The organism is Nitrospira sp. ND1 (assembly GCF_900170025.1).
GTDB lineage: Bacteria > Nitrospirota > Nitrospiria > Nitrospirales > Nitrospiraceae > Nitrospira_A.
The window spans coordinates 2,033,647-2,058,833 of sequence record NZ_FWEX01000006.1 but is presented as its reverse complement, the minus strand read 5'-3'; the positions used below and the strand labels follow the sequence as shown (position 1 = coordinate 2,058,833).

The window sequence follows — 25,187 nt, the reverse complement described above, 5'->3', positions numbered from 1 at the left end:
CCGTTATTCCCTGATCGCGTTTCGCCGTTTCTGAATGTAGGCGTTCTTCACTGCCGTATACAGATCAAGGGTCGCTTCCTCTACCCCCTGAAACTTCTCCAGATTCAACGAGCGATCGTTCAGAATTTCTTCGACCCGGCCGCCGATCTGTGCGATGGACGAGGTCGTCCGATTGTGATGGGCGACCAAGGAAGGAATACCGTTCACCTCGATAATAGGGAACACCATCCAGTTGATCGGGTTCAGGGCGATATCTCCGACATACCCGATGAGATCCCGCAGGGTAAACGGAGGCAGAAACGGCAGCACCACGTAGGGCCCGGGCTTCATGCCGTAATACCCCAATGTCTGCCCGGTATCTTCTTCAGGCGTCGTGATGTCCATATACTTCGCGACATCGACCAGCCCACCTAATCCGAAGGTGCTGTTCAGCAGGAACCGGCCGACCTCGGTGCCGGCACCGGATAATTTGCCCTGGGCGAGATTGTTGATCAGCCGGGACGGAAAGCGGATGTTATAGAACAGGTTACTGATCCCGATCTGCACCGGGTTCGGCACCACCGCGTTATACCCCTGCGCAGCCGGCTTGAGGACCCAGCGGTCCACTTGCCTGTTGAATTCGAACACTTTCGTATTGAGCGGCTCCCACGGGTCATATTCTTCCCCCCCCGCAGGCTCGTCGCTTTTGGCAAACGGATCGTAAAACGGATCTTCGGCCGGTTCGACAGTCGGTTCCGTAGCCGCAGGCGGAGCGTTCTTATTCGCTACCAAAATCACATTGGACGAGACGGCTGGGGCCACAGCGACCTGAACTGTCTTCACCCCCTGGCCTCGAGACTCCGCCCGTGCAACGGGGTCCACCCCGGCACTTGTATTCAACGCGGTTTGAGACGGCCCGCCGGCACATCCCACCACCGTCAAGACCGCGCCTGCACACACCACCCTCACGAACCTTCTTGCGTTCACCCCTATCCGATGCACCATGCCTCCTCACCGAGAGCCCATCATGCCCGATTCGACTGAACCGCCGCACCTATCCAGTGCGGCAAGCGGACGCACTCTAGCAGAATATACGGACAGCTGCCAGATGATGACGAGGCCTCATGCCGACCTCACGGCCGAACACGCGATCGCTCCATCGCATCTTACCAAGCGAGTCCATGCTGACCAGAAAAAACGCAGAAGGTGCGGAGCGCCTCTCACCACCTCAGCGACCGAGCGCAGCGGCAATGAAGGCGGACAGTTTGGCAAAATAGGCCCGCCCGCCGACCGACGGCACATCGTTGTGATCGGCCCCGCGCACGATGTAGAACTCCTTCGGCGCTTTCGCGGCGGCAAAGGCCCGTTGGCCCAATTCGATCGGGATAATGTCGTCACGATCTCCGTGCACGAACAGCTTGGGCAATGACAGATGTGGGAGCCGATCCTCTAATCGAAACGAGGCTCCCAGCAGCCAGTGCAGCGGCAAACCCATATAATGATGGCGGGCCACGGCCTCGATCGAAGGGAAGCAGGACTCCAGCAACAGCCCCATGGCAGGCCGCTGCGTCGCCAGTTCCCCGGCCACCGCGCCTCCCAGCGAGCGACCGACAATCACCAGACGTTCCGGCCTGATTCGACGAACGCGCGTGAGATAGTCATAGGCCCCGATCGCATCCTGATACAGCCCGTTTTCCGACGGCCGCCCCTGGCTCCTCCCATATCCTCGATAATCGAAGAGAAACACCGAGAGCCCCAACCGATATAGGGCACGGAGATTGTCCAACCGATGGACCATATTGCCGGCATTGCCGTGACACCACAGCAGGAACGGAGAAGCAGCAGACTGCTCCGCATACCAACCGAACAGTTTCGTCCCATCGGCAGCCTGAAACCAGACATCCTCCAACGGCACGCCGCCGGCGGCGGACCAATCGCCCTCTTTCCACGGCTCCGGATGATAGACAAAGAATTGATCGAGCAGACTCATGGCAGCTTAGAACCGCAGCCCAACCCCGACCACTCCATAATGAACGTGAAAATCTACCGCGAGGCCGTCCCAATGGTAGTTGGCAGAGAAGTAACGATACTCTCCGAAGACATAGACCTTCGGACTCACCATGACCTGAGCCCCCGCCAGATACTGATGACCGAATGCGCGCGCGGACTCGAAATCCTTGTCGACCCGTCCGATGATATTGGGATTGAGCAAAGTCCCATGCGACCAGCCGCCACCGATTCCGATATACGGTGTCACCACCTCACCCGGATACCGGAGCACCAGGTTGACCATCGTATTCAACACCAGCAAGCTTGAGCGTCCGGTCCCGTTGTTCTGTCCGTTCGCTGTATTCGGGAAGGAAAGTGCGCCGCCATGCCCGTAGGAATCAATCTCGATTCCGAGCATCCGGCGCGTGGCATGGGGAAAGAGGCCGATTTTCAACCCCGCGCCGAAGCCATGCTGCACTGAAGCCGGCACCGTATCGCCCTGGTTGAAGAGGGTCTGGTCCCTCGGCCAACTCCCCAGCAAATACCCGCCCAGATCGATTTGGCCGAATTCCGCGCTGCCGGCTGCGAGCGGATGCCAGAGGGAACCTAAGAGAAAACACAGGAAGATGGGAAGCCACATACACGTCGTACCGTACCATGTAGGAGGCCACTGAACGAAGAAAGAAAAAAAGGGTCTCCGGGAGAGTATCCCGAAGACCCTTTCTCAGAGGGATAACAAACCGGATCAGCTGCCCTTAACGATCGTGCACCATTCGCCAAGGATGCCGAGAATGTTCTTCGCCGAGTGATCAACGGAAGCCACCGTGGTGATTCCGCCGGCCGCTTTCGCCGCCGAGACGCTGGCATCACCCGTTGCTACCCAGCCCAGAATCGAGGTACCGCAGGCCTTACCTTCCTTCGTGGCGCTGTTGTGGGTCGTGGCCACATCGCCGTACTTCGTTTCATTGTAGATTCCACCCGCCATCGGAGACGCCACGATCTGACAGCCCGTGAGGCTGAGATACGCTGCGCTGATCAGGCTCAGAGAAAACAAGACGGTCACCTTCTTCATAAGTCCTCCCTCTCGAGGTTAGTTGATGGCGCCCACCAAGTTGGGGCTCTACGTGGCGGGAGTATAGGTAACCTCTCCGGGCTTGTCAATCGCAAAGCCGGTTCACGCGCAAGAGCCGTCGAACAGGGCCGTACAAACCCTAGGGCCTTACGGCCCCACTGAGAAGGGGCCGTTGATGGGGTGACTCAACAGGCTGAGACCGAAACTCAGCGCAACGATGTGCGTTCGAGGTGTCAGGCGATGTAGAAGAGCCGACCGTACGGAGGCACGTTCGTTTTTCCAATCATCCACGAGCCCGGAGTATTTCCGCCCATCGAAAACCCACACTTCAAGCCATTCGGCTGCGTTGACCTCTGACGAACACCTGCTAGAATTTTCTTTGGACCAGGAGCTTACCGGCCAAAACACACGATCTGGCGACCATCAACACAGCCTGAGGACGTACCATGCGCGTAATGACCATTCGAGCAATCCTGACCACTTTCCTCCTTGCTTTGAGCAGCGTCGTGTCCGGCTGCGCCACGATCGTTCACCTGGGTGGCAACGAAGAACTCAACGTTTCCTCGGAACCGGCCGGCGCGAAAGTCGTCATCGATGGGACGGAACGAGGCGTCACGCCCCTAGCCACCAAGGTCGAGCGCAAAAAGGACCATGCGGTGGTGCTGACCAAAGAAGGATTCGAGGAGAATCAGTCGAGAGTCGAAAGCCACCTTTCCTGGTGGGTAGCGGGAAATGTGATTCTAGGGGGATTGGTCGGAATTCTGGTTGATGTCTTGAGCGGTGGCGGGTATACGATCGAACCCGACGCGGTGGCCGTCACGCTTAAGCCAATCGAAGGCGTGGCCACATCCGCAGCGCCTCCTCTCTCCAGCCTGACCCAGTCCCCGCCCATTCCGTAATCTCCGAAATTTCCAGTCCGCCGTGCAGGCAAGCTAAAAAAATGCCTGCACGGTGAACAGTACATCATTGTCGTGATCGCGGTGACTGTACTCCAGGCGAAGCGCCCAATTCTGCGCGAGCGTATACCGCTGGCCCACCGACCAGCGCACATCGTCGGTCCTTTCACCCAACGCATACCGCAAGTAGCTGGTCGAAGCCAGCAGCCGCCACCGCTCGGCCAGATCGGCATAAAAGCCGACAGACGCTCCGCCGCCGACCCGATGCCTCTCCTCATAGGCTCGACTGTAATTCCCCTCCACCTCGGCAAACGCAAACCATACTTCGCGGCGGAGCATATGTGTTTCCGCGGCCGCCCCGATCCCGCCGTTGAAATTCCAGTTACTGCACAACTGGCATTCGCGATGGCTGATTGTCTGCATGCCAATATTTAATTTCCACGACGGCGCATGAAACAGACTATCGATCGGCGAAAGCGACAGCACGTTCAGCAGGGTGGCCCGTTCGATTCTTGTCTGGTCCGCTCGATTGTAATGGCGCACACTGATCGAGCCCACTTCGATCTGCGCATCCGGGGTATAGCCGGGTTCCGGATCCAGCAGATCGTGATACGCCATCCGCACACCAACCTCTTCGTAGCTGTCGTCATTGCGCCAACCTGCCCCCAGACTTGCGCGCGATGTCTTGTGCCCCAGCTCCGGCTGCATGGCGAAGGGAGCAATCGAGAGATCCTCTGACGGAATTCGCAAGAGACTCCGTGCGGTCAGGATCTGCCGGTTGTGATCTCGAGCCGTCGCCGCCTGCGCCTCGTCGCGCTCAGCCTTGTACCGCACATAGTCGGACGCGACATCCAGCACGAACGCCTGGCGGGAGAGCGGCAGACTCCGAACAGCCTCCGATTGAGCGGCCGACGCATCGCCCACCAATCGCTTCACCAGCCTATGCTCCGAGTCCGTCAAGTGTTCTCGTTTACGACGAATGAGCGTCACACGGGACGGGCGAAAAGCAATTTCTTGTACGAGGCTCGCCTCGGCGGCAAGCGCTCGAACCGTGTCGGCCGGAATAGTCCAGAAACGGAACCGTTCGATGAGGTGCAGCGAGGGATCCGCATACTCCAGCAACGACAACAGGTGGTACGAACAATTTTCCTTGAAGAAAAAATAGTCAAACGACGCGTTCCCAAGTTCCCAGGCGTGCATGAGGAGCCGGCGGATCTGCCGATCGTGAAGATTCAGTCGATACTCCCAGATATCGCGATTTTCGATGTCCCGATATTCCTGCACCTTCAGGTAATAGGGGACGGTAGAGAACTGCCCCCGGTAGCCGCCGAAAATGCCGCGCACCGGATAGGCGAGACCTTCATCCGGAGGGACGTCGGCCGCAAAGTTGATCGTATAGGCCAGCAAACGAGTCTGAGCCGTTTGTCCTTCTTGATCGATGCGCAAGAAGGTGTGGCCGAACATGGAAGCCGGATTGTTCATGAAGGCCGACGGGAACACGAGCGTGACGGATCGAGCATGAAACTCCTCGATCCATCGTTCGAACCGTTCGCACGGCATGGGTGGGAGCTGAATCGGGTCGAACCGCAGTTGCTCCCCCAGCCAGGCATACCGCGCGACAAACGCACACTGAGCCGGCTGCTTGGAGCGACCGACCAGCTCCGGCGAAAAAAACTGTCTCAGCGTCGCATCAAGTTCCGCCTGGGGATCGGTTTTCCCCTCCGGCGCGAGAAAGAACCCGGGGTCGTCCTGCTCACTCGTGTAACCGCCGAACAAATTGGCACGATAGTGCAACAGGAGATGCCATTCGCGCGCATCCGCCAATCTCGCCTGGCGGGCCTGTTGAAGGAGTTGCGTCAAATAAGGCGTGGGCGGATCTTCCGCCGAGACAGAAGTCGCGAGCAAAAAAATGACTACCAAAGGAAACAGGATGGGCACGATGGGAAGCAGAAAGGCGAACAGGGCTCCGGCCGATGACCGGAGCCCTGGCATCATTAGCGGCTGACGGCTTGAGCGAGGACAGGGCTCTTCGACACCGCGTCATTCAGCGTCTTCACCAACGCCACCGACGAGGTTTCACCGTCCTGCACGAGCGCCGTGTAGCGTTCCTGGGTTAACGCGAAAAACGCCGGATGCTGTTCATCCGGAATCCCCATGAGCGACGCCAGGGAGGCCAAATGCTCACCCTTGCCCTGCGCCATCTCCTGCGTCAAATTCTCAAAGTTCAAGAGTGCAAACATGGTGGTCTTCTGATCCGCCATGACCTGCCCATCGTTCGTGCACCCGGACGTCCCGGAGCTGATCCCGAAGGTGCCGCTGCCGAATGTGCCGTTGGTCGTGGCCATCATGACCTGCGGCGCAATGTTCTTCTGATTCTTATAGTCTGCCCACGCCAGCTTCCCGAGACCGCAACCTGGTCCGGTATCAGGATTCGCTGCCATGGCCAACCCGGCCTGGGACGCCACCGCCACCACACCCAACGCAACGATCAATTGTCTCAGCATAAGTCCTCCTCCTTTACACAAGTGAATGACTCCGCCCGATGGTCCCCATGAATGACCTGCTCATTATAGCCAACGCTCCCCACCATGTAGAGCAAAAAATCCTGCACGCGGACTGGCCACCTCACTCCGCCCGATCGGCCAGCACAATGTGCCGCGCGTCGATAGTCCCGGAATCGAGCACGAGCAGGCCCACTGCACGCGGCAAGTGAAACCGTTTCGGTCCGGCGGACCCGGGATTGAACAACAATACTCCCTCCTGCCATTCCACCTTCGGTTGGTGGGTATGTCCGTAGACACAAATCGCCGGATGTGTCCGCGTCAAGAATCCAGTCCCGTCGCGGGTGAGTCGCCCCCCTTCATACAGCCGGTGATAGAGGGCAACCCGATATCCCGCCAGATCGAGCACCTGCTCCACCGGAAACCCGCTCGCCTCGAACCCATCCACGTTGCCGGATACGGCTGTGACCGGAGCAATCTGTGTCAGCTGCTCGATGACACCACGCTTGCCGATATCCCCGGCATGGAGGATATGGTCGACCCCGGAAAAGTGACGGAGTAACGCCCGATCGAACAGTCCATGCGTATCCGAAACCACTCCGATCCGCATCCGCAGCTCCGCGATTATTTTTTTGGTTCGGACGCGCCCAGTGAATCCTGAACGCCTTTCCACTCGAAGGTGAACGGCTCGGGGGTCTGCTTGGGCAATGCGGCCAGCTCCGCTTTCAACCGCCCGGCACGGGCCGCGCTCATGGGGTGAGAGGAGAAGAGCTCCACACGTTCTTTGTCTTTTTCCGAGAGACGTTCAAAAAACCGGATCATGCCGTCCGGGGCGATTCGCGCATCAGACAAGAGGCGAATGCCGGTGACATCCGCTTCCGTCTCCTGCTCGCGGCCGAACTTCAACGTGGCCAACTCCAAGCCCAGTTGCCTAGCCAGACCGATCAGGCCTTGCTGATCTCCGACGAGAATACTCACCACCGCGGCTAACCCCATCATCTTCACGAGGCGTTCCATCCCATGCCGCTGCAACACGTGGTTCAACTCATGACTCAATACCCCGGCCACTTCTTCGCCGCTCTCCGCCTTCTTCATCAAGCCGGTGAACACCACCACATACCCCCCCGGCAACGCAAACGCGTTCACCATCGGGCTCTGGACCACCGACACCTGGAACGTGTAGGGGTTGTTGGGAATCTTGGCCGTCATGCGCTGAGTCATTTCCTGGACCGCACTGACAGCCGGGCCTTCCTTGAGCACCGTTTCTTTGGACAAGAAATCCTGGTAAACCGTTTCGCCGAGCTTCTGTTCCCACTGAACCGGTATGCGGGCGACCGCCCATTCGACGATCAGATCCGACCCGAACCACACCATCAACCCCAGTCCGACCACCACCCCCACGGCGCTGCCCCACAAGACACGATGGCTGTGGCGCGCGCGACGAACCTGCTCGGCTGCCCGCTCAAGATGCGCCATCAACGCAGAGGGAGCGGCACGACGAAACGCGATGATCAATGCCGGATCCTTGAGATACAGCGTCCGGACCGATGCGCCGACTCCCCACGACACCACCAGCTGATCATGATCCAGGCCCCCGGCCTCAACGGACATGGCCGTGAACGCGATGGCCTCTTCGACAAGCAAAGAGTGCCCGACCGGAGCAATGGTCAGGCCATCCGCCGACACCGTACCATAGCAAGGCGCACCCGCTCCCGGCAGGCCATCACCGAAACAAAGCGCGTTGGGAGTAGGGTTCATCGGACTTGGACTTTCCTCATGAAAAAATCGTGTCTGTGAAGCGGGCGTTCAAAACGGCGGCCAACGCGGCCGCAGGCGAGAAAAAACCGGAGGCGTACCCTCTGGGGTACGTTGAGGATTTTTTCGAACCGAGAACAAAGTTGGCAGGCGTTTTCAGCGCCCGCCAGTCGGCCGCTACTCAGAGACGGGGATGAATTGTCTGATCCAATTCCCGAAGCTTCCGGGATTGCGGCTTTGAATGTAGACCACGCCGGGACCACGGAACCGGCACACCAGTCCTTCACCCGACGTCAGGCTGGCAATCCAGCCGGAGGAAGCCTTTTCGATATTGTACGTGGTGGTGGAAGTCCAGGCGACAAGATGGCTGTTATCGACGATGTACTCTTCGTTCGGCTTCAGCTCAATTTTGTGGATCGCCCCGAAGCTGTTCAGGATCAGCTGACCGGTCCCGCCGATCTTCAGGATAAAAAACCCTTCTCCGCCCAGCAAGCCGCGCGTGAGACTTTGCATCTTGCTTTCGATCTTCACTCCTTCCGCGCCGGCCAGAAACCCATCCTTCTGCACCATGTATTCATTCACGCCATCGAGATCCAGCAATACAATTTCGCCGGGCACCGTCGGGGCCAGGAGCACTTCTCCCGCTCCGCGGCTGGCGCGCAGCGTCTGGAAAAAAAATTTCTCGCCGCTCAGCATCTTCCGCGATAACGCGCCCAGAAAACCGCCTTCCATCTTGCTTTCGATATCGATCGTCGGCGAGGCCGCTACCATGGCGCCGGATTCGGCCTTCACCGTCTCGCCTTCGTTCAGATACACACGCACCATCGGAAAGGCCCCGGGATACAAAATCTCGCTCTTCATCTCGCACTCCCTTCTTGAAACCACAGCCTCTGACAAATCACCCGATTCTGTGGAATGTCCCCCATCCTGTCAAGTCGTGCCGGACTTCCAGTGAGCCGCCGGTCACCCAGCCCCTTCGGCCCCCTCAAGATCGGTGGAGTTTACTCCGATAGAGACCACACGGACGCCCTCATGTCCGGAGGGGCGAATCGTCCCCACAGGGAATGCCATTGTGACTGACCTCCCAGGTGAACGTATCGAACACACGCGAGCGCACCCATGAAGCGCGTCGTCATCGAAGAACTCACAACGGGCATGATTCTCGCCAAACCTGTCACCAACAATGCAGGGTTGGTGGTGCTTCCTGTCGGCGCCGAGTTGGATGAAGCGACCCTCTCCCGATTGCAGCGCCTCGGCCTGACGTCCGTCTATGTGGAGGGGGAGGCGGGTGACGCGAGCGGCAAGACGCTCGACGAGCTGGAAGCCGAGCTCGACCACCGCTTTCGACTGGTGGCCCAGGATCCGATTCAATGTCTACTGCGCGAGGCAATTCGTCTCCACCTTCGAACCACGCATGGAATCAGCGACAATCCGGAGGCGACGCCATCGGCATGAATCCTTCAAGGAAAATTGATCTCCACCGACGAATCGAGCAAGTCGGTGAGTTACCGACCCTCCCGCATGTCGTCCAGAAACTGGCCTCCATGATCGGCCGCCCCAACGTATCGGCGGAAGAGATCGGAACTCTAATCGAAAAAGACCAAGTGCTGTCCGCCAAAGTTTTGCGGCTTGCCAATTCGCCATTTTATGGATTTCCTTCGCGTATTGCGTCGGTCGCCCACGCCGTAGTGGTCCTGGGCTTGAACGTGGTGAAGGGCCTCACGCTTTGCGCGACTGCCTTCGACATGATGCGGAACGCCGGCATGAACGAACTCTGGCGACACTCACTGGGAGTCGCGATGACCGCACACATTCTGGGCACCAAGGCGGCCATGAAAAATCCCGAGGAAGTGTTTGTCGCCGGGCTCTTGCACGACATCGGCAAAGTCGTGCTGTACGTCAAATGGCCCGATGTCGGCCAACGGATCACCGCCGTGACCCGCAACACGTCCCAGCCCCTGATGGACGTGGAGCAGGAATTGTTCGAGGTGACCCATGCCGATGTCGGAGGCTGGCTCGCGAGCGCCTGGCACCTTCCGACCAGCCTTCGCGAGCCCATTCTCCACCACCACACTCCTGCGGCTGCTCAGGACGCGAAGCTCCAAACTGCCATCGTGCACGTCGCCGATGTATTGGTGAAGGGTCTGGCCTGCGGCAATCCCGGCGACAACCTGGTCCCGCCGCTGTCCCGGCAAGCCTGGGATCTGGTGGGCCTGGATGCGCAGAGCCTCGCCCACTGCCTTACCCAGGCGACGGAAGAGTTCCAGACCATCGACGACTACTTATGAGCGGGTCTCCATCGAATCGGCGCATTTTGTTGCTGCACAGCGATCCGCTTGAAATCGAGCGGTTAACGACCGGGCTGAACCGGTCTGGATTTACGGTGGTGGCAGCGGATGCGGGCCGCCTGGCGATGCACGAACTGGTGCATGATCCGCCCTGTCTCGTGCTCGCCGCCGAAGGCACCAACGGCCGCTCGGCAGACACGTTAGCCCGGGACTTGCGCGCCGACCCCTTCCTGGGACGGTTGCCCCTGATCATCCTGGTGCGTGATATCCGGGTCAACGATTTGGATTGGGCGACGCTCGGGGTGGACGACTATATCGCCGTGCCCTACCGTCCCGACGAAGTGCCGCAACGGGTGCGCCTCTGCCTGAGCCGGCTTGAACGCTCGCTGGACGCCAATCCCCTCACCAGACTCCCCGGCAACAGCACGATTCTCCATGAAACGACCGCGCGCATCGAAAGCCGGGCACCCTTCGCCTTGGCCTATCTGGATATCGACAACTTCAAATCGTTCAACGACCGGTATGGCTATGCCCGCGGCGACGAAGTCCTGGTAGTCACCTGCCGAATCCTCACGACCGTGGTCAGCGAACTGACCGGTACCGACGGATTCGTCGGGCATGTGGGTGGAGACGACTTTGTGTTCATGAGCGCTCCCTCCGCCATCGATGCGATTTGCCAGACTCTCATCAAGCGGTTCGACCTGGTCATTCCGGATTTCTACGATCCGGAAGATCGACAGGCAGGGTTCATCGACTCCGTCGACCGCCGCGGCAACCACGAACGATTTCCCATTATGAGTTTGTCCATCGCCCTGGTGACGAACGAACATCGCGACATCTCCCACCCGGGAGATGTCAGTAAGATTGCCTCGGAATTGAAGAAGGTCGCCAAGAGCCGGCCCGGCAGCGTCTATGTGAAGGACAACCGGACAAATCCCCCGGATTCAGCCCCTGAATCTACTCCCCGCTAGGTCCTCATGAAGAGCGTCCCCCAGGGAGTCCGAGCGAAACACCTCAACCGTTACGGCGCCGACGATCCGCCGGGGGCCTGCCCACCGACATTCCCGCCATACTGACGACGAAGTTCACGCCGGTACGCGCGCCGTTCCTCCGGTGACATGTGTTTGAATTTTTCCCGCAGTTCTTTCCGCTGTTCGGGTGGGAGGGACCTGAACCACCGCCGGGCATCGCGCACCGACTCGCGTTGCTCAGGGGGAAGCTGGCGGAACTGCTGATACCGCTCGCGTAGCTGTTGCTGCTGCTCCGGCGGAAGCGTCCGCCATTGTTTGAACCGTTGCTTGGCTTCCTGACGCTCTTCCGGCGTCATCGTCCCCCACTGCTGCGCCCCGTTACGCAACCGTTGTTGTTTACGCGGGGGCAGCTGATCCCAGTTGTCACTGAACCGTTGCAGTAGTTGCTGCTCGCCGGGGCTCAACTGGCTCCACGGCACGCCCGCCGAATCGCCCTGCGCCCCGGCAGAGGCCACGCCGCATGCCAGCACGATTACACACACCAGCAACGCTCTCATGGTCCGGTCTGCATCCTCATCGGATCAGGTGGCACGTTCAAATTACGCTTCTGCTCGCCGCCCTTCGACGGTCTTCGAGGACTTGTCGCTGGGTCTCTCGTATCGTCCTTCGAAGTCGGACGTTCGTCTCTGGGAAGATCCTCACCAATTTGGAATGGATCCACCCAGCGGCCGGAGTCGTTCTGCCAGGATCCCAGAAAGTCGAGAACATCGACATCGACCTCTTCCGGTCGCGGCGCCGGCTCCGGAGCTGCCTGGGCCAGTGAGGCACACAGACACAGACCGAGCCACAGCCAAGGACTAGCCGGTCGTGGCGGTGCCATCGGCCAGCCAGTTGTAAAATTCGAGATCTTCCGACAATTCGATATTTTCAGGGGATTGCATCAGTTCGAGATCTTCGAGCAGGAGGTGGGAGTGATTCGCTCCGTTGGATTGCCACAGCCAGATGGTGACCATCAGCGTGGCCATCGATGCCAGCGCCACACCCCCGGCCCACCGAAGCCAAGGTTGCCGGCGCCGCGAAGCCGCGTCCAGCGCAGCCAGTCTGGCCCGCTGCACCGACAGCACTGTCTTCTGATCGAGATCCTGCACACTGCGATCGAGGAGGTGTTTCGCCGCAACCGCGAGCGGATCCCGTTGTTCATCCGATCGTTCGTTCATGGCCAATGCGCTCCCAATCGCGTTCGCAACACCTGCAACGCCCGGAACAAATGCGTTTTGACACTGCCTTGCGAACAGCCCATAGCTTGAGCCGTTTGCGCGACATCCAGTTCTTCCCAAATGCGTAACAGAAACGCCTGCTGCTGTCGCAGCGGAAGGGCTCGCAACGCCACATCCAGTTCCGCACAAGCACGTTTACGCTGCACGTCCTCATCCGGCGCCACGGCGGTCGAATCGGCAATTTGCCCCAGGGGATCCTCCCCCTCCTCCTCATCGTGAGGGCTGCGGAAAAATTCCCGCAGGCGGTTGCGCACCCTCTCGCGGCGGTACCAGTCGCGGATGCGGCTCTGCAGAATACAGTGGAACAGCGGGCCCCACTCCTCCTCGGCCCGTTCGCCGTACTTGTGCGCCAGCTTCAACATGGCATCCTGCACCAGATCGAGCGCCTCATCCTTATTCCCCGTGGCAATATGTGCCATGCGGAATGCGCGCCGCTCAATCCCTGCCAGGAACCGATCCAATGCCTGGGTTCGATCCAGTGATCCCACCCTCTCACCCAGGCACAGACTGCCTGGCTGTCCATCGACGGCAATCTGGGAATGACAGCCGTTCATTCCCGCCTATCCACTTCCACGCGGCAACCTGCCAGACCGCAATCTCCAATACCTGCCGACACGAGGACCGCCTGCTGCGGGCAAGTCCCATATTGAGCACTTCTACGAACGCAGATACGGGTGGCCCCGGGGAATCTGAGGTCGGTTCGATTCTCGACCCGAACGACCGTGAAATCAAGGAAAGGCAGGCAATGCACCATGGCATCGCCGACCATCCCCTCTTCTCGTCTGTGGATAGTCACACCCTCTCCCCCTTTTGGAAAACCGCATCCAAACCGACTAGCCCGGATTATTCATGAATGCCGTCGCGAGGCGTTCGAGACGGAAGCCCGCCGAGGCTGCTCGCACGTGAGGCCGACGCAGGCGTACTCGCAGTCCGTCGAGGAGGCCGAACGAGAAAACCCTCGCCGGGCGAGAGGATCGGACGCCGGAGCAGGTATTCATGAATAGTCCGGGCTAGGAGAGGACAACGCACCAGGATGCTTCCGGTTGACCGGGCAGAAAAAGGGAAGGTGGGAGGGAGGGTCAGCAGCAGTCCAGAATGTGGTTGAAGGGATCGGGTTACTTGGATTTATCGGCGTCTGCAGGCCGCTTTCCACCGGCCCATGCGACCGAGGGAATTGGCGCCACCAGGTCGAACCGATCCTGTGCTTCATTGTCCTTCAAGTCCTGGCCGACACTATAGAGAACGCCCTTCTTCATATTCACCAGCATGGGGAAACCGGTGAAGGGGTCGTAGACGCCTTGCCCCGCCTTGGCAATTCTGGTGAGCAGGTCCTGTTCCGGTGGTGTCCGGCGTAACCAGGCCTGCAGGGATGCCAGCCGTAAGCGCGCATCCGTTTCCAGCACTCGACCTGCGTAGGTCTCCCATGTCGGAAGGGGATCCACCCCGACGAGGCTTTCAATGGGATTCATCACGATGTCCCCGAGCCCATACGGGGGCGCGTGCACGAACTGAGACTGTTTCGGCAAATCGGTGTACCGCCCCTCTGCAGCAGCCTTGCCCGCGGCTTCATAATATTGCGCATAGGCGTTGAACCGGCGCTGCTTCGGCAACGGCAACGCGGCCGCGACGGAGCCGTAGAACGGTCGGGCATCGGACCGGTCCTCGCTCACCGCTTCGTCCAGCGTCTTGGTGGCCAGCACGAACTGACTCTGCATCGGCCAACGGACCGACTGCTCTGCCTGTTCAAGCGGCCGGGCGAGTTTGGCCAATCGGCTGACGAACCGGTCGTCAAGTTCAGGCCGGAGCAAGAGTCCGCTCATGACCACAATGTCATCATTCATCGCAGCACTGGCCAGCATTTTTACCGGCAGCGTCTTGGCCTGCCCCAACACCGTCCGCCAGGCCGTCAGATCGGTCTCAAGTCGTGTGACCCCGGCCTCGACATCCTGCGCAAACCCCTCGGCGATATAGAGTCGATGGGCATGGAGAATCAGACCACAGTTCGGGGTGATCGATTGTCCATAGCCCCAGTCTTCAAAGGGCTTCGTCAACCACTGCCGGTATCGGCCCATGCTGACCTCGGCCCGGGATGCCCATCCCTTCACACCCGTCGCCTCCGCGCGCATCTGCGCCGCCGGATCGGCAGTCTTCATCCACTTGCCCGCCAACTCCGCCGAAGCCCCCTGATCCCCGCCGGATGATACTCCCTCACCGGTCAGGCAAGCGTGGGCATAGGCACGATCGGCCCCCTCAACGCGCCGGTCCATCCCGGCCTGCACAGGATCCTGAGACGCCGCTGCACCGAATCCAAGGAGAAGGACATATCCGTTCTTGCTGGAATCCTGCAATGTACGTTGCGGTACCGACGTCATGGTGCGATAGGCCGCGCTGGGCTGCTCCTCCAGGACCAGCCATGTCAGTGCGACCACACCGACCGCTCCGCCGATCAGTACCAGCGTGAGCCCGACCAGCGCCAAGACCATGACGACTAACGATTGGGTCGTCGACACCCCGGCTCCAACCAGAGAGGCCACCAGCTCGCCCATTCGAGTCCACGCGCCGGCGCCGACAGGCTGACTCGGCTTGGGGCGAGCAACGGGCGCGTCCACGGGCATAGGCGCCACAGTTTCCTGTTCGTCGTGCGGGCGTTCCACCGCCACAACGGCGGGCTCCTGTTGCTCGACAGACAAGGCGGGAACAAGAGTCGGGGCTTCATCGGGAATGGTCGCTGGGGGAGTGGCTTCAGCAACTTCAGCCAGAACGGGTTCTGCGGGCTTCTTGAGCCAGCGTGTCAGCATGTTCCCGGTTGAGGCGCTCGGAGTCGGCTTAGACGACGTGTCATCCCACAGAATCCGCAACCCCTCACCCGCGTCGGGCGGAGAAACCACCTGAGCCGTTGGAGGCGGCGCCTGCTCCTCCGAAGGAGCCACAGACTCAGCAGGTGCCTCCACGAGTTCTGGCGATGGAGAGACGACCGCCGCTTGCGTTGGCTCGACCGGAGGCAAAACCGGTTCCTCCGTTGCGACAATGATCGGCAGAGGACTCGGCGGAAGTGAGGCTGCTTCGGGAGACGGCGCGACCGGATTGAGCGATGCCTCCACCGGAGGAACAATGGATTCGCTTATGGGAACCGTGTCAACTTCACGAGCCTCAGCCGCTGATGGAGAGGATGGCTCCTGATCGGTCAACGCCATCTCCGGCTCTGCTTGAGGTGTCACCCCCAGAACAACCGGCGACAAGGGGGCATCCGGTGCAACCGGCTCGGCTCCCGCAACCGGCTTCTCGTCCGCTAGGGAAGGCGTGGCGGCAGGAACACGACTCTCCGCGAGCGCCTCCGGCGCAAGCTCGACTCTGACCTCCTGTGCGCGGAGAATCTCCGCGGGCTGCTCCACCGGCAGGACTGGCTCCGACGGCAGTTCCGCAACCGCCTCGCCGACCGGTGCCTGAGGCTCTTCGACGGTGACCTGCTCCGGTTCCATCGGCGTCACGTCGGTGTTGACGGCAATGGCAAACTCCGTCACCGGTTCGACTGAAGCAGGAGGTGGTTCCTCTAAACTCGTGGCGACAACCGACTCACTGTCGGCCAGACGCAACGGAGCTTCCACCGCTCGATCGATCGTGGATTCGGCCGGTTGTTCAGCTTCAGGCACGGTGTCCGGAGTCGGCACCTCGACCGCCTTGTAGGGCTCGACTGGAATACGAATAGAATCCTCAGGCGCCTTGGTCGGAGCATCCGGGGAGAGAATCCGCAATTCAGCGGTCACTGTGGCAATAGGCTCCACAGGGCGATCAGCGACGGTCTCAGCCAAACAAGCCTCTCCAGCAACCGTTGCCTCAGTCACGTCTGGCGCTGCAGGCCACGCCACCGTGGAGTCCTGTACTGCCACGACACCCTCGGCAAAGGCCGGGCCAAATTCTGGCTCAGGCTCCTGGCGCGGAATCGTGACATCGTCCACTTCAATCTGTTCCCATGGCATGGGCGCCGACAAGGTTGTGGCTGCACCGGCCTGATCAGCCGGAATGTCCGGGACCGTCGCCTCGAACAAGGGTGACTCTTCCTCTGGAGGAGCTGGCGGAGCCGTGAGAGCGCCAGCCGTCTGCTCCTGTACCGCAGCATCGGACGCAGGCTTCTGCTCACCATCCGAAAGCGTCTGAGCGGGCGCAGGAGACGTTTGCATGGCCGCCACAGCCGCAAGAATTTCCTCCCATGAGAGTCCCGATGAGGTGAGTTCCGAAGGACGCGATGAAGAAACCGACTCCGCGGCCTGACTGACCTCGGCCGCCTGGTTTGGCGCAGGAGACTCGATCGCCTTCTCAACCTCGTCCGTTCCAGGCTCCATCAGGGTCTCAGTGCGCGGATCCACAGCACCCGCTGCTTCTTCGATCTGATCCCAGGGCATCGGCGCAGGACTTGTCGGCGCTTGGGCAATAGGATGGCTACTGACCTGCGTGAGCACTTCGATCGTCGGCGCGATGGGCTCAGACACTGGTGCCTCAAGGTCCATCTCTTCGAACGGCATCGGAGCGGCGGCAGCCGGCGGTTCAGGTTCGACAGGTTGGAATGGAGCTAATTCGGCCAGCGGCAGCGTTGAGACCTCGCTCTGCGTTGGCGGCAACGACTCGGCGTCAACAATGACCGGTTCCGGACTCGACGGTGGCGAGGGGATTACGACCGCAACCTCTTCGATCTGGTCCCAAGGCATGGGGGCAGGGCTCGCCGGTGCTGTGGCAATCGGGTGCCCACTGGACTGCGTGAGGACCTCAATCGACGGAGCTGGCGACTCGGCCACTGATGGCGTGAGGCCCACCTCTCCCGAAGGGGGAGGAGCAATGTCCGCCGGCGTCGCCGCCGGTCCCTCTGGCTGCGGAGGAATGATCCCAGCGGCCTCTTCCACTTGGTCCCAGGGCATCGGCGCGGAGTGTGCCGACAGTGTAGCGACCGAGTCGGGACCGGTTTTCGCCGACGCGTCCATCGTGGGGGTGAACACCTCGGCAACCGATGCAGAAGCTATTTCGGCCGACTCTATCGAAGCAGGATCGACCTCTAAGACAGGAGGATCACTTTCACCGGCAGCCTGCACCGACTCCACCGCCGAGGTAACGGCTGAAACTGAAGACTCAGATTGAGGTTGAACCTCCGACTCCTGTGGCGAATCGACGGGCAGCGTAACCGACAGTGACTCCTCTGGCTTGGCCTGCAGCAGATCTTCTGTCACCGCCTCCAGCGTCGAGGAGGTGGTGGTGAAAGCAATCACCTCAGGGGACTGCTCGACCGCCGAGACCTGAATCTCCTGTTGGCGTGGGACATCACTGGAGGCCGTCTCCATTTGCTCCCAAGGCATGACCACCGCAGAGTCTGTAACAGGGGGAGTCTCGATCAGTGCCGGGGCGTGAGCGGTCTCGTTGATAGAATCGACCACAGGAGGCTGGGGAGTAACCTGCAGGACCTGCCCGGTTACCGTGTCGAACATGGCCGCGAAACGAAAGGCCACCGGACTTCCCGGGGCCAGGGAACGAATCCGCACAAAGAGATCGCTGGCCCGGTTCGGATGGTCGGTGTCCGGATCTTCCAGCAACACCTCCACCGCCTTGCCGTACTCAGCCACCGCCGCCATGACGTCGCCCTTTTCCTCGTAGACACGGCCCAGCATCTCCAGGAAAGGAACATAGCGGGGTCCCGCCGTCAGATATTCCCGCAAGAGCGACTCCGCCAACCAATAGTCCTGCCGCTCCATCGCTTCCCGAGCCAGCGATTCGAACGCCGTCCTGGCGCTCATGAGACTGCCGAGCCGCAGATGGAGAGTGGCGAAGAGGCGCCGGGCTTCCGCGTTGAGCGGGTCAAGCGCGAGCAGGTCTTTCAACGCGGAGGACGCCCGGCCGTACTTGCCGGCGTTCATTTGTGTAATGGCATCTTCGAGAAGCGCCGACTTTTTGTTAAAGCCGATGCTCCCCTTTTTCTGGACCTTCGGAGGGACTTTTTTGTCTGACTTGAGAGGAGATTTCTTATCAGATCGCACTGTATAAACCTATAAAGTTACAGACATTTCTCGCGCCGCATGACTCCATGACTAGAATGCCAGCAGGGACTATCCCAACCGGGCAATCCACCGCCTTGAACAACTGCACCATTCGGGGGAAAGCAAGGGAAGTGCCTTGGCCACTACATGGTCCTCTTCTGAGCCATGATGCGGTGATGACCGTGGAATGCCTGCCGTTTACCTGGATAACGTCACCCAGCTCTCCGACACAGCCATGTGTCTATCCTTTTCGGCATTACCGGGCACGATCTTGATTAGGAATTCTCCTGTGCCGGTTCTGACACACAGTCTGGAAGTCGCCACCGTCGGCAGACGGGAGCACTGACTGTCCGAGAATGATGTGTTATCCATCTCCGGGGGTTCGTATACTGTGATCAAGGAGGACTCCTTGACCAAGGCCCACATCCTCATCCTTACGGACCTCGACGGAACCCTGCTCGACGCCACCACCTATTCCTACGAGGCAGCCACGGGCGCCCTCTCTGCCATTCAGACCCTGGGTGCAACGCTTATCCTGGTTTCGAGCAAGACCCGATCGGAAATGGAGCCGCTGCGACTTCGCCTGGACAATCGCCATCCCTTTATCGTCGAAAACGGCGGAGCGTTGTTCATCCCCATGGGCTATTTCCCATTTCCTTTGGAGCAGGCCGCACCCCGCGGGGACTACGAGGTGGTCGAAATCGGCACCCCCTATGTCCGGCTCAGGACGGCCCTGAAAGAAATCGGGGGGGATCTGGGCTGTCGCTTGCGAGGGTTCGGGGATCTCTCTCTCGAAGAGGTGTCAGACCTCACGGGGCTGTCTCCTGCGGAGACTCTGCTGGCCACCCAACGGGAATACGATGAGCCGGTTGTTGTGGAATCGAATGGGATGGTCTGGAACCGCTTGTCAGCAGCGGCGGCAACACGCGGCTTGCGCTGGACCCGAGGAGGCCGGTTCTATCATTTGATGGGAGGAAACGATAAAGGGGTTGCGAGCCGGCGACTCATTGCCTGGTACGAGCGGCGCGCACAGCAGGAAGGACGCGCCCTGATCACCGTGGGCATTGGGGATAGTCTGAACGACCTTCCCATGCTGGAAGCAGTGACCTACCCCATCCTCGTCCGGAAGCCGGACGGTTCCTACGATTCGGACGTGCAGTTTCCCCACCTCACCCGCGCCGAAGGGGTGGGGCCTGTCGGATGGAACCGAAGCCTCATGGATCTGTTGCCGACCCTTTGACGATCAGCGGATCGGCACTCCCGAACCACCCGGCACCAACGCTGCAATGGTCGACTCATGGTTACTCCTTCGCAGAGACAGGAGGACGACGCCGACACTGGAGACCTGCCAGAAGCCCACCGGCAAACCCTAGTCCGACCGCAAACGCCACAAGGCCCACAAGCGAGCGGTTGAACACGAACGGGCTCTGGCGCCGGTGCGGGTAACGGGGCACGGCCGCTTCGCCGCCCAGCCAGCGCCGCGCCTTGGCCTCAGCATCGACATCTGAAATTTTATCGGTCACGCTAGATCCTTACCAGCTATATGTTAGGTGTCGAAACAGCGGTTGCCTAGAGATGGCGCAAGTCATCAGGCGCCCCGTCCCGCGTGCGGATCGAAAGCCCGCGCTCAAGATAGTCTTTGGCCAAATCCTTGGCGCCCAGGCCGAATGCAATCGCCCCGGCCATGACGAGCCCACCGAGTGTAATGCCGAATCCCACCACCACGATATTCTGGGCGATCCCGAGTTGCTCAAGCGCCATGGCGACCGCCAACAGTTGAATCCCCCATCGCGAGCAGGTCGCCACCAGTCGCGCCGGAGGCAACCCTGCATTGACGGCGGCGATCAGAACCGCCTGGGACACAAAGTTGGATAATAACCAACCGGCGACGAGAATGAGACCCGCCGTCACGAGATGCGGCACATACGCCAGGAACGACTTGGCGAAATCGTTGATCGGCTGGAGATTGAGCGCACCCAAGGCGGCGACGGTCGCGAAAATCATAACCAACCAATAGGCCGCTTGCCCCACCAGACGTGACGGATCGGTTTTGACCCCTCCGCGCAGCAATGCGCCCGTCACTCCCAGTCGATCGAACAATCGATCCAGCCCGACCACCCGCAGCAACCGCTCCAGCGCCTGACTGGCGGTCCACGCGACCACCAATCCCGCGAAGAAAATGATCGACATCGCCAACAGGCTCGGTAACACCGCAAGCACCTGCCGCGCCATCAACTCCAGGGGATCGAGTAGCCCCTTCTCAAAAAATTCTTTCATACTTCCCTCCTCCGGCCTCTACTGCAGCCTGCCTTCAGATGGATCGAGTTGCGCGCATTACCCTGCATGTGGCTCATTCCAGCGCGCCACCAGATAGGACTTATCCTTTTCAAACGCCTGGCACAAGGCTTCGATGCGGCCCTCGGCCTCGCTCGATGTGAGCCCCTGGGTATCCAACACAAACGAAGCGGTTCGCCCCAGGTACAGGGGAGTGAAGGCCTTCAAGACATGGTCGCGCGGCAACACGCGATTGCGGTAGGCCACGGCGGCGTCATACACGACCCGTGCCCACAGATTGTCGGCAATACGAAAGTCTTGCGCCGAACAGGTTCCCAACGGCCTCAGACTCTGTCTGGTGCCGGGAGCGAGAATCTGATCCCAAATCGTCCCCAGATCACTCAGGCCCTGCCGAAAGGTGCTGATCATCCGATCGACATTGACGTTGACCGGCTCGACCCCGACCTCGTATTGAAACCCGAACAACGGTACGGCATTCGAGCCATCCGTCTTGCCCCACACCGCATAGTGATCTTCCATCAGCGCGAACACGGCGCCCAGCACCTGCACCAACATCGCCGACAGGTCCGCCGCCGGATCTTTGGGGTTGTGGATCTTCGCGCCCAGAAAGCTTTGACAGACGCGCGCTCCGCTGGCGATCGCTTCCGTCGTCATCCAGATGTCGATGCCGAACTTGGCCACTTCCGATTCCCACACATGCTTGTCGAGATAGTGCTGGGCCAACTGGCCGGAAAAACCGAAATCGCCGCCGATGGGCTGTCTGATACGATGACCATAGAGGGTTCGCGTCAGCGGATACACAATGCTGTTGGTGATAGTCCCGTCATACTTGTGCCGCAGATAATAGGGCGCGACGTAGTCGAACCCCTGCTCAAACACCGGGCTCACCAGCAACTCAATCCATTCCGGGGTGATGCTCCGCAGATCCGAGTCCACGACGGCACAGGCCTTGGCTTTCAAGCGACGCGCAATTTCAAAAATCGTGCGAAAGGCGCTCCCCTTACCGGGAATGCCGTGATACGGCGTGATGATCTTGTGGAGCGAGCTCTGCTGATCGCCGATGAAGAGGGTCTTGAGATCGACGACGGCCTGCGAAACCACCTGCTGCGTCCCGTCGGTCGAGCCGCCGTCCGAATTCACCAATACGGCGCGGGCTTCCGGAAAATACTTGGCCAGGCCGGCGCTCACCGCCTTGACGACATGCCCGATGGTTTCGACATTGTTGAAGCTGGGAATCCCGACCAAAATATCCGTATGGGCGAATTGGTCGACCTGCGCCTCCGTTTCGGGCGTCAGTGGGGTGGTATGGGTCGCATCGGGAAGTTGGGGGCCAGGCGTCATACGTCAAGTCTCGCACGCCTCCGCCCTGGCAAACCATCTATGACATGACCGAGCTGGACCGGCGAAAGGCTGGTGTGTGTAACAACGTGTCTTCGCTAAGAGACACCATCTTGCCCGATGATGTCAAGCAATCCTGCCGCCACGCCGCTTGACCACCTTCCGCATCTCGCTCACACATTTCACCAACACAGCAGCCCGATAGGCGGCAGACCTCGATGACACAAGGCGCATGTACGCAGAATCACGAGCCGGCAGGTAAGGAAGAAGAGCGAGGACAAGCGGAGGAACATTCGAATCGGCTATCCGGCGTCGGAAATGACGATCTGTTCTTTCCGATCCGTACTGAACGGAGGAGTGGTGTCATGGGCGCTGACGAAGTCGTTCAAACGGAGTTGGTCATCGGCATCCATAAGAATGGGATCGACCCCCAGCTTCGACTCGCTGGCCCAGCGGATCGTCGCCAGCCTCACCGAGAGGGGCCTGGGCTGCCCCGGAATATGCAAATGCAGTTGGAGTAAGTCTCCCGCTTGCAATCCTTTGAGTCCAGTCCGTGACCATCCCGGAATCGAGAGATCGAGCATCCGGCCGTTCCACACCAACAAACCATCTTCGGAGCGTGATCCGGTACACTCGACGATAAAACGCGGGCGATTCTGTTGTTCCATCCATTCCTCCAAGCAAACGCCTCGGCAGAATATGAAAAACAACGAATAGCCTGATAGTCCCCGAAAGGTGGGGGCGCTCCGGCCCGATCGTTTTTATCCTGCTCAGAGAGGTTCGTAGTATCGCCGGCGAAACGGAAGGAAGAGGGAACGGAAACGAGAGCTGTTGCTGCGAACCGGACCCAGACTAGGTCGGAGAGCCGAATAACCGATAAACGATTAAGGAGTCACGCAACTCGTGAAGATCCCGACTCCTTGAGCACTGACTCCACAAATTTGTGAATGCGTGCTTGGGCGGTAGCGCTCATCCTGACGGTTTCAAGCCCAAAGACACGGCCTTGCACCCACTGAACCGTCACCCCATCTACATCAATCGCCTTCGGCTGGTCAGGCAAAAAGACGCGCAACGTGAGTTTCATGCCGACCGTGACCGGCTTATCCCCGTCGATCCGCCAGCCCTTGACCGAAAGATCGCACACCTTGCCGGTTCCGACCAGGCCCTCCCCGAGATAATAGAGGAAGCAGCTGACGGGCACACGGGAATGGGAACGAGATGTCTGTGACTTAGCCATGATTTCCGGCGAGGGAGAGGGCTCGATGCCGTCTCAGCCTCGCGACGACTCAGTCTACTCAACTCGCTGGGGATGGCCAAGAATATTCAGTTTCTCGTCAGGGCAGGCAGTCCCGCTTCGCAATCTCATAGATCGGAAAAAGATAAATGGAGAAGGGCAGCGGTCAGACTAAGGCCGTGACGAACTGTTCGAGGCGAGCATGCTCATCGGCCTTGATCTCATTCACCTCAATCCCGAATTCCTGCCCACGCGACCACCGCACGACTGCGCGGTCTATAAACACGGTGGGATGCTGGTCGGGAAGAAACACGCAGAGGGTCACGACCGTTCCGGGCTCGACCGGATGTGTCCCGTCGATACGCCACCCATTGAGGGAGAGGTTCCAGGCGACGCCGGTTCCCTGGAGCGCATCGCTGGAGTAATACACAGAACACTGAATGGAAAAACGACGAAAGGACCGCAACTGAAATGTCGTGGCGACCGGAGCCGGCGAGGAGCGCGGGGCCAATGGAGCGACCTGTTTGTTGCCACCGGTCATTTGGCTACCCGCTCGAGTGATCCGTATCCGCAGACGTTGGGGTGAGTGACGGGTTTCGAACCCGCGACCTCCGGATCCACAATCCGGCGCTCTAACCAGCTGAGCTACACCCACCACACCAGGTTAACGAGGAACGCGCATCTTAACAAACCCCGAAGAACAGTCGCAACCGCCCCGAGACCTCACCCTGACTCAGCTTTTGCTGCGTAGAATGGCCGGGCGAAGTCGCGACGCATTCTGTATCCCCGGTCGCATGGACGAAATCAACTTGGGACTTGACCGTCAACGCCCCCGGCGATCGAAGGCCGCTTGCATTTCTTCCAGGATGGCCGCCGTGGCGGCAGGAGGATCCTGAGCATCGCGAATAGGACGACCGATCACCAGATAGTCGGCCCCGGCTGCAATGGTCTGGGTCGGCGTCGTCACCCGCGCATGATCATCCGTCCCTTTTCCTGCCGGCCTGACCCCGGGGGTCACGATAACCAGATCCGGTCCCACCTTGGCACGAATCGCCTGCGGCTCTTCTCCCGACGCCACCACGCCGTCGCAGCCCACTTCGGCCGCGAGCATGGCCCGCGCCGTCACCAAATCCTGCACGCTTCGCTGAATGCCCATTTCCCGCAAATCTTCCCCGTCGAAATTGGTCAGCACCGTCACCGCCAGCAGTTTGAGATCGGACGATCCCCGTCCCTGCACCGCCGCAATCAACGCTTTTCGATTCGCATGGACGGTCAGAAAGGTGGCACCCATCGCGGCGACCCGGGCCGTCGCACGCCGGACGGTTTCTTCAATATCGAGGAACTTGAGATCAAGGAATACCCGCTTCCCACGGTCCACCAGCTTCCGGACAATGTCCGGCCCCGCCACCGTGTACAACTCCAGGCCGACTTTCACAAATCGCACCTGGTCTCCCATGCGAGCCACCAGCGCATCCGCTTCCGCCGCGGAGGGAACATCCAGCGCGACAATCAACCGATCTCGTGCATCAATCCGTGTCATCATGTGTACGCCGTTACCCCGGGTTGCCTCTGGGC

25 protein-coding genes and 1 tRNA gene are annotated in these 25,187 nt (G+C 60.0%); 5 read left to right on the top strand and 21 right to left on the bottom strand.

Annotated features, from left to right (window positions below):
* Nucleotides 1–3: 3 nt before the first annotated feature.
* The 4 genes from NSND_RS14455 to NSND_RS14440 all read right to left on the bottom strand — a co-directional run bounded on the left by NSND_RS14455 (nucleotide 4) and on the right by NSND_RS14440 (nucleotide 3,040).
* Complete coding sequence (locus tag NSND_RS14455) at nucleotides 4–822, bottom strand: MlaA family lipoprotein (RefSeq protein WP_159450798.1); 819 nt, start codon at nucleotides 820–822, stop codon at nucleotides 4–6.
* A 385-nt stretch (nucleotides 823–1,207) separates the two neighbouring features.
* Complete coding sequence (locus NSND_RS14450) at nucleotides 1,208–1,969, bottom strand: alpha/beta hydrolase (protein WP_080879673.1); 762 nt, start codon at nucleotides 1,967–1,969, stop codon at nucleotides 1,208–1,210.
* A 6-nt stretch (nucleotides 1,970–1,975) separates the two neighbouring features.
* Nucleotides 1,976–2,608 carry an outer membrane protein gene (locus NSND_RS14445; RefSeq protein ID WP_080879672.1) on the bottom strand — a complete coding sequence of 211 codons (633 nt, stop codon included), beginning with the start codon at nucleotides 2,606–2,608 and terminating at the stop codon, nucleotides 1,976–1,978.
* Between the two features lie 105 nt (nucleotides 2,609–2,713).
* The gene (locus tag NSND_RS14440) at nucleotides 2,714–3,040 is read right to left on the bottom strand and encodes a TRL-like family protein (protein ID WP_080879671.1); all 327 of its coding nucleotides are present in this window, start codon (nucleotides 3,038–3,040) and stop codon (nucleotides 2,714–2,716) included.
* 446 nt (nucleotides 3,041–3,486) lie between these two features.
* Here NSND_RS14440 and NSND_RS14435 point away from each other — a divergent pair, with 446 nt between their 5' ends.
* A complete protein-coding gene (locus NSND_RS14435; RefSeq protein WP_080879670.1) occupies nucleotides 3,487–3,939 on the top strand; it encodes a PEGA domain-containing protein in 453 nt (150 codons plus the stop codon).
* A gap of 33 nt (nucleotides 3,940–3,972) precedes the next feature.
* On the opposite strand, the gene NSND_RS14430 is transcribed toward NSND_RS14435, so the two are convergent.
* The 5 genes from NSND_RS14430 to NSND_RS14410 all read right to left on the bottom strand — a co-directional run bounded on the left by NSND_RS14430 (nucleotide 3,973) and on the right by NSND_RS14410 (nucleotide 9,053).
* Nucleotides 3,973–5,931, bottom strand: a complete 1,959-nt coding sequence (locus NSND_RS14430) for an Lnb N-terminal periplasmic domain-containing protein (protein WP_235000261.1) — start codon at nucleotides 5,929–5,931, stop codon at nucleotides 3,973–3,975.
* Nucleotides 5,931–6,440 carry a DUF3015 domain-containing protein gene (locus NSND_RS14425; RefSeq protein WP_080879669.1) on the bottom strand — a complete coding sequence of 170 codons (510 nt, stop codon included), beginning with the start codon at nucleotides 6,438–6,440 and terminating at the stop codon, nucleotides 5,931–5,933. Before NSND_RS14425 ends, NSND_RS14430 begins: the two co-directional genes overlap by 1 nt.
* A 121-nt stretch (nucleotides 6,441–6,561) precedes the next feature.
* Nucleotides 6,562–7,047, bottom strand: coding sequence for a metallophosphoesterase family protein (locus NSND_RS14420; protein WP_080879668.1), 486 nt, complete (start codon nucleotides 7,045–7,047; stop codon nucleotides 6,562–6,564).
* A 14-nt stretch (nucleotides 7,048–7,061) separates the two neighbouring features.
* Nucleotides 7,062–8,195 (bottom strand): M48 family metallopeptidase, encoded by a 1,134-nt coding sequence (locus NSND_RS14415; RefSeq protein WP_080879667.1) that lies wholly within the window; start codon nucleotides 8,193–8,195, stop codon nucleotides 7,062–7,064.
* A 174-nt stretch (nucleotides 8,196–8,369) separates the two neighbouring features.
* On the bottom strand, nucleotides 8,370–9,053 hold the full coding sequence (locus NSND_RS14410; RefSeq protein WP_013250681.1) for a TIGR00266 family protein: 684 nt from the start codon (nucleotides 9,051–9,053) through the stop codon (nucleotides 8,370–8,372).
* 258 nt (nucleotides 9,054–9,311) lie between these two features.
* Between NSND_RS14410 and NSND_RS14405 the strand changes: the two genes are divergently transcribed.
* From NSND_RS14405 to NSND_RS14395, 3 genes are read left to right on the top strand one after another with little or no spacing between them, the layout of a single operon-like run.
* Nucleotides 9,312–9,647, top strand: coding sequence for a hypothetical protein (locus NSND_RS14405; RefSeq protein WP_080879666.1), 336 nt, complete (start codon nucleotides 9,312–9,314; stop codon nucleotides 9,645–9,647).
* Complete coding sequence (locus tag NSND_RS14400) at nucleotides 9,644–10,480, top strand: HDOD domain-containing protein (RefSeq protein WP_159450797.1); 837 nt, start codon at nucleotides 9,644–9,646, stop codon at nucleotides 10,478–10,480. The genes NSND_RS14405 and NSND_RS14400 overlap by 4 nt, the downstream gene beginning before the upstream one ends.
* Nucleotides 10,477–11,451: a GGDEF domain-containing protein gene (locus NSND_RS14395; RefSeq protein WP_080879664.1), complete on the top strand. Its 975-nt coding sequence runs from the start codon at nucleotides 10,477–10,479 to the stop codon at nucleotides 11,449–11,451. Before NSND_RS14400 ends, NSND_RS14395 begins: the two co-directional genes overlap by 4 nt.
* Nucleotides 11,452–11,501: 50 nt before the next feature.
* Here the strand turns inward: NSND_RS14395 and NSND_RS14390 are convergent, their stop codons facing one another.
* The 4 genes from NSND_RS14390 to NSND_RS14375 form a co-directional block, all read right to left on the bottom strand.
* Nucleotides 11,502–12,008 (bottom strand): DUF3106 domain-containing protein, encoded by a 507-nt coding sequence (locus tag NSND_RS14390; protein ID WP_080879663.1) that lies wholly within the window; start codon nucleotides 12,006–12,008, stop codon nucleotides 11,502–11,504.
* A 300-nt stretch (nucleotides 12,009–12,308) separates the two neighbouring features.
* On the bottom strand, nucleotides 12,309–12,668 hold the full coding sequence (locus tag NSND_RS14385; RefSeq protein WP_080879662.1) for a hypothetical protein: 360 nt from the start codon (nucleotides 12,666–12,668) through the stop codon (nucleotides 12,309–12,311).
* The gene (locus NSND_RS14380; protein WP_080880889.1) at nucleotides 12,665–13,216 is read right to left on the bottom strand and encodes an RNA polymerase sigma factor; all 552 of its coding nucleotides are present in this window, start codon (nucleotides 13,214–13,216) and stop codon (nucleotides 12,665–12,667) included. The genes NSND_RS14385 and NSND_RS14380 overlap by 4 nt, the downstream gene beginning before the upstream one ends.
* Before the next feature lie 627 nt (nucleotides 13,217–13,843).
* Complete coding sequence (locus tag NSND_RS14375) at nucleotides 13,844–18,745, bottom strand: tetratricopeptide repeat protein (protein WP_080879661.1); 4,902 nt, start codon at nucleotides 18,743–18,745, stop codon at nucleotides 13,844–13,846.
* 409 nt (nucleotides 18,746–19,154) lie between these two features.
* On the opposite strand from NSND_RS14375, the gene NSND_RS14370 reads away from it, so the two are divergent.
* Nucleotides 19,155–19,985 carry an HAD-IIB family hydrolase gene (locus tag NSND_RS14370; protein ID WP_200810539.1) on the top strand — a complete coding sequence of 277 codons (831 nt, stop codon included), beginning with the start codon at nucleotides 19,155–19,157 and terminating at the stop codon, nucleotides 19,983–19,985.
* A 61-nt stretch (nucleotides 19,986–20,046) separates the two neighbouring features.
* Here the strand turns inward: NSND_RS14370 and NSND_RS14365 are convergent, their stop codons facing one another.
* The 8 genes from NSND_RS14365 to pyrF all read right to left on the bottom strand — a co-directional run bounded on the left by NSND_RS14365 (nucleotide 20,047) and on the right by pyrF (nucleotide 25,155).
* A complete protein-coding gene (locus tag NSND_RS14365) occupies nucleotides 20,047–20,268 on the bottom strand; it encodes a hypothetical protein (RefSeq protein ID WP_080879659.1) in 222 nt (73 codons plus the stop codon).
* Between the two features lie 46 nt (nucleotides 20,269–20,314).
* Nucleotides 20,315–21,022, bottom strand: a complete 708-nt coding sequence (locus NSND_RS14360; RefSeq protein ID WP_013250693.1) for a mechanosensitive ion channel family protein — start codon at nucleotides 21,020–21,022, stop codon at nucleotides 20,315–20,317.
* A 57-nt stretch (nucleotides 21,023–21,079) separates the two neighbouring features.
* Nucleotides 21,080–22,381, bottom strand: coding sequence for a glycosyltransferase (locus tag NSND_RS14355; protein ID WP_080879658.1), 1,302 nt, complete (start codon nucleotides 22,379–22,381; stop codon nucleotides 21,080–21,082).
* A gap of 299 nt (nucleotides 22,382–22,680) precedes the next feature.
* On the bottom strand, nucleotides 22,681–23,046 hold the full coding sequence (locus NSND_RS14350; protein ID WP_080879657.1) for a hypothetical protein: 366 nt from the start codon (nucleotides 23,044–23,046) through the stop codon (nucleotides 22,681–22,683).
* Nucleotides 23,047–23,270: 224 nt separating this feature from the next.
* A complete protein-coding gene (locus NSND_RS14345; protein WP_080879656.1) occupies nucleotides 23,271–23,615 on the bottom strand; it encodes a PilZ domain-containing protein in 345 nt (114 codons plus the stop codon).
* A gap of 163 nt (nucleotides 23,616–23,778) precedes the next feature.
* A complete protein-coding gene (locus NSND_RS14340) occupies nucleotides 23,779–24,153 on the bottom strand; it encodes a PilZ domain-containing protein (RefSeq protein WP_080879655.1) in 375 nt (124 codons plus the stop codon).
* Nucleotides 24,154–24,190: 37 nt separating this feature from the next.
* A tRNA-His gene (locus tag NSND_RS14335) sits at nucleotides 24,191–24,267 on the bottom strand.
* Nucleotides 24,268–24,435: 168 nt separating this feature from the next.
* On the bottom strand, nucleotides 24,436–25,155 hold the full coding sequence (gene pyrF, locus NSND_RS14330) for an orotidine-5'-phosphate decarboxylase (protein WP_080879654.1): 720 nt from the start codon (nucleotides 25,153–25,155) through the stop codon (nucleotides 24,436–24,438).
* Between the last annotated feature and the right edge of the window lie 32 nt (nucleotides 25,156–25,187).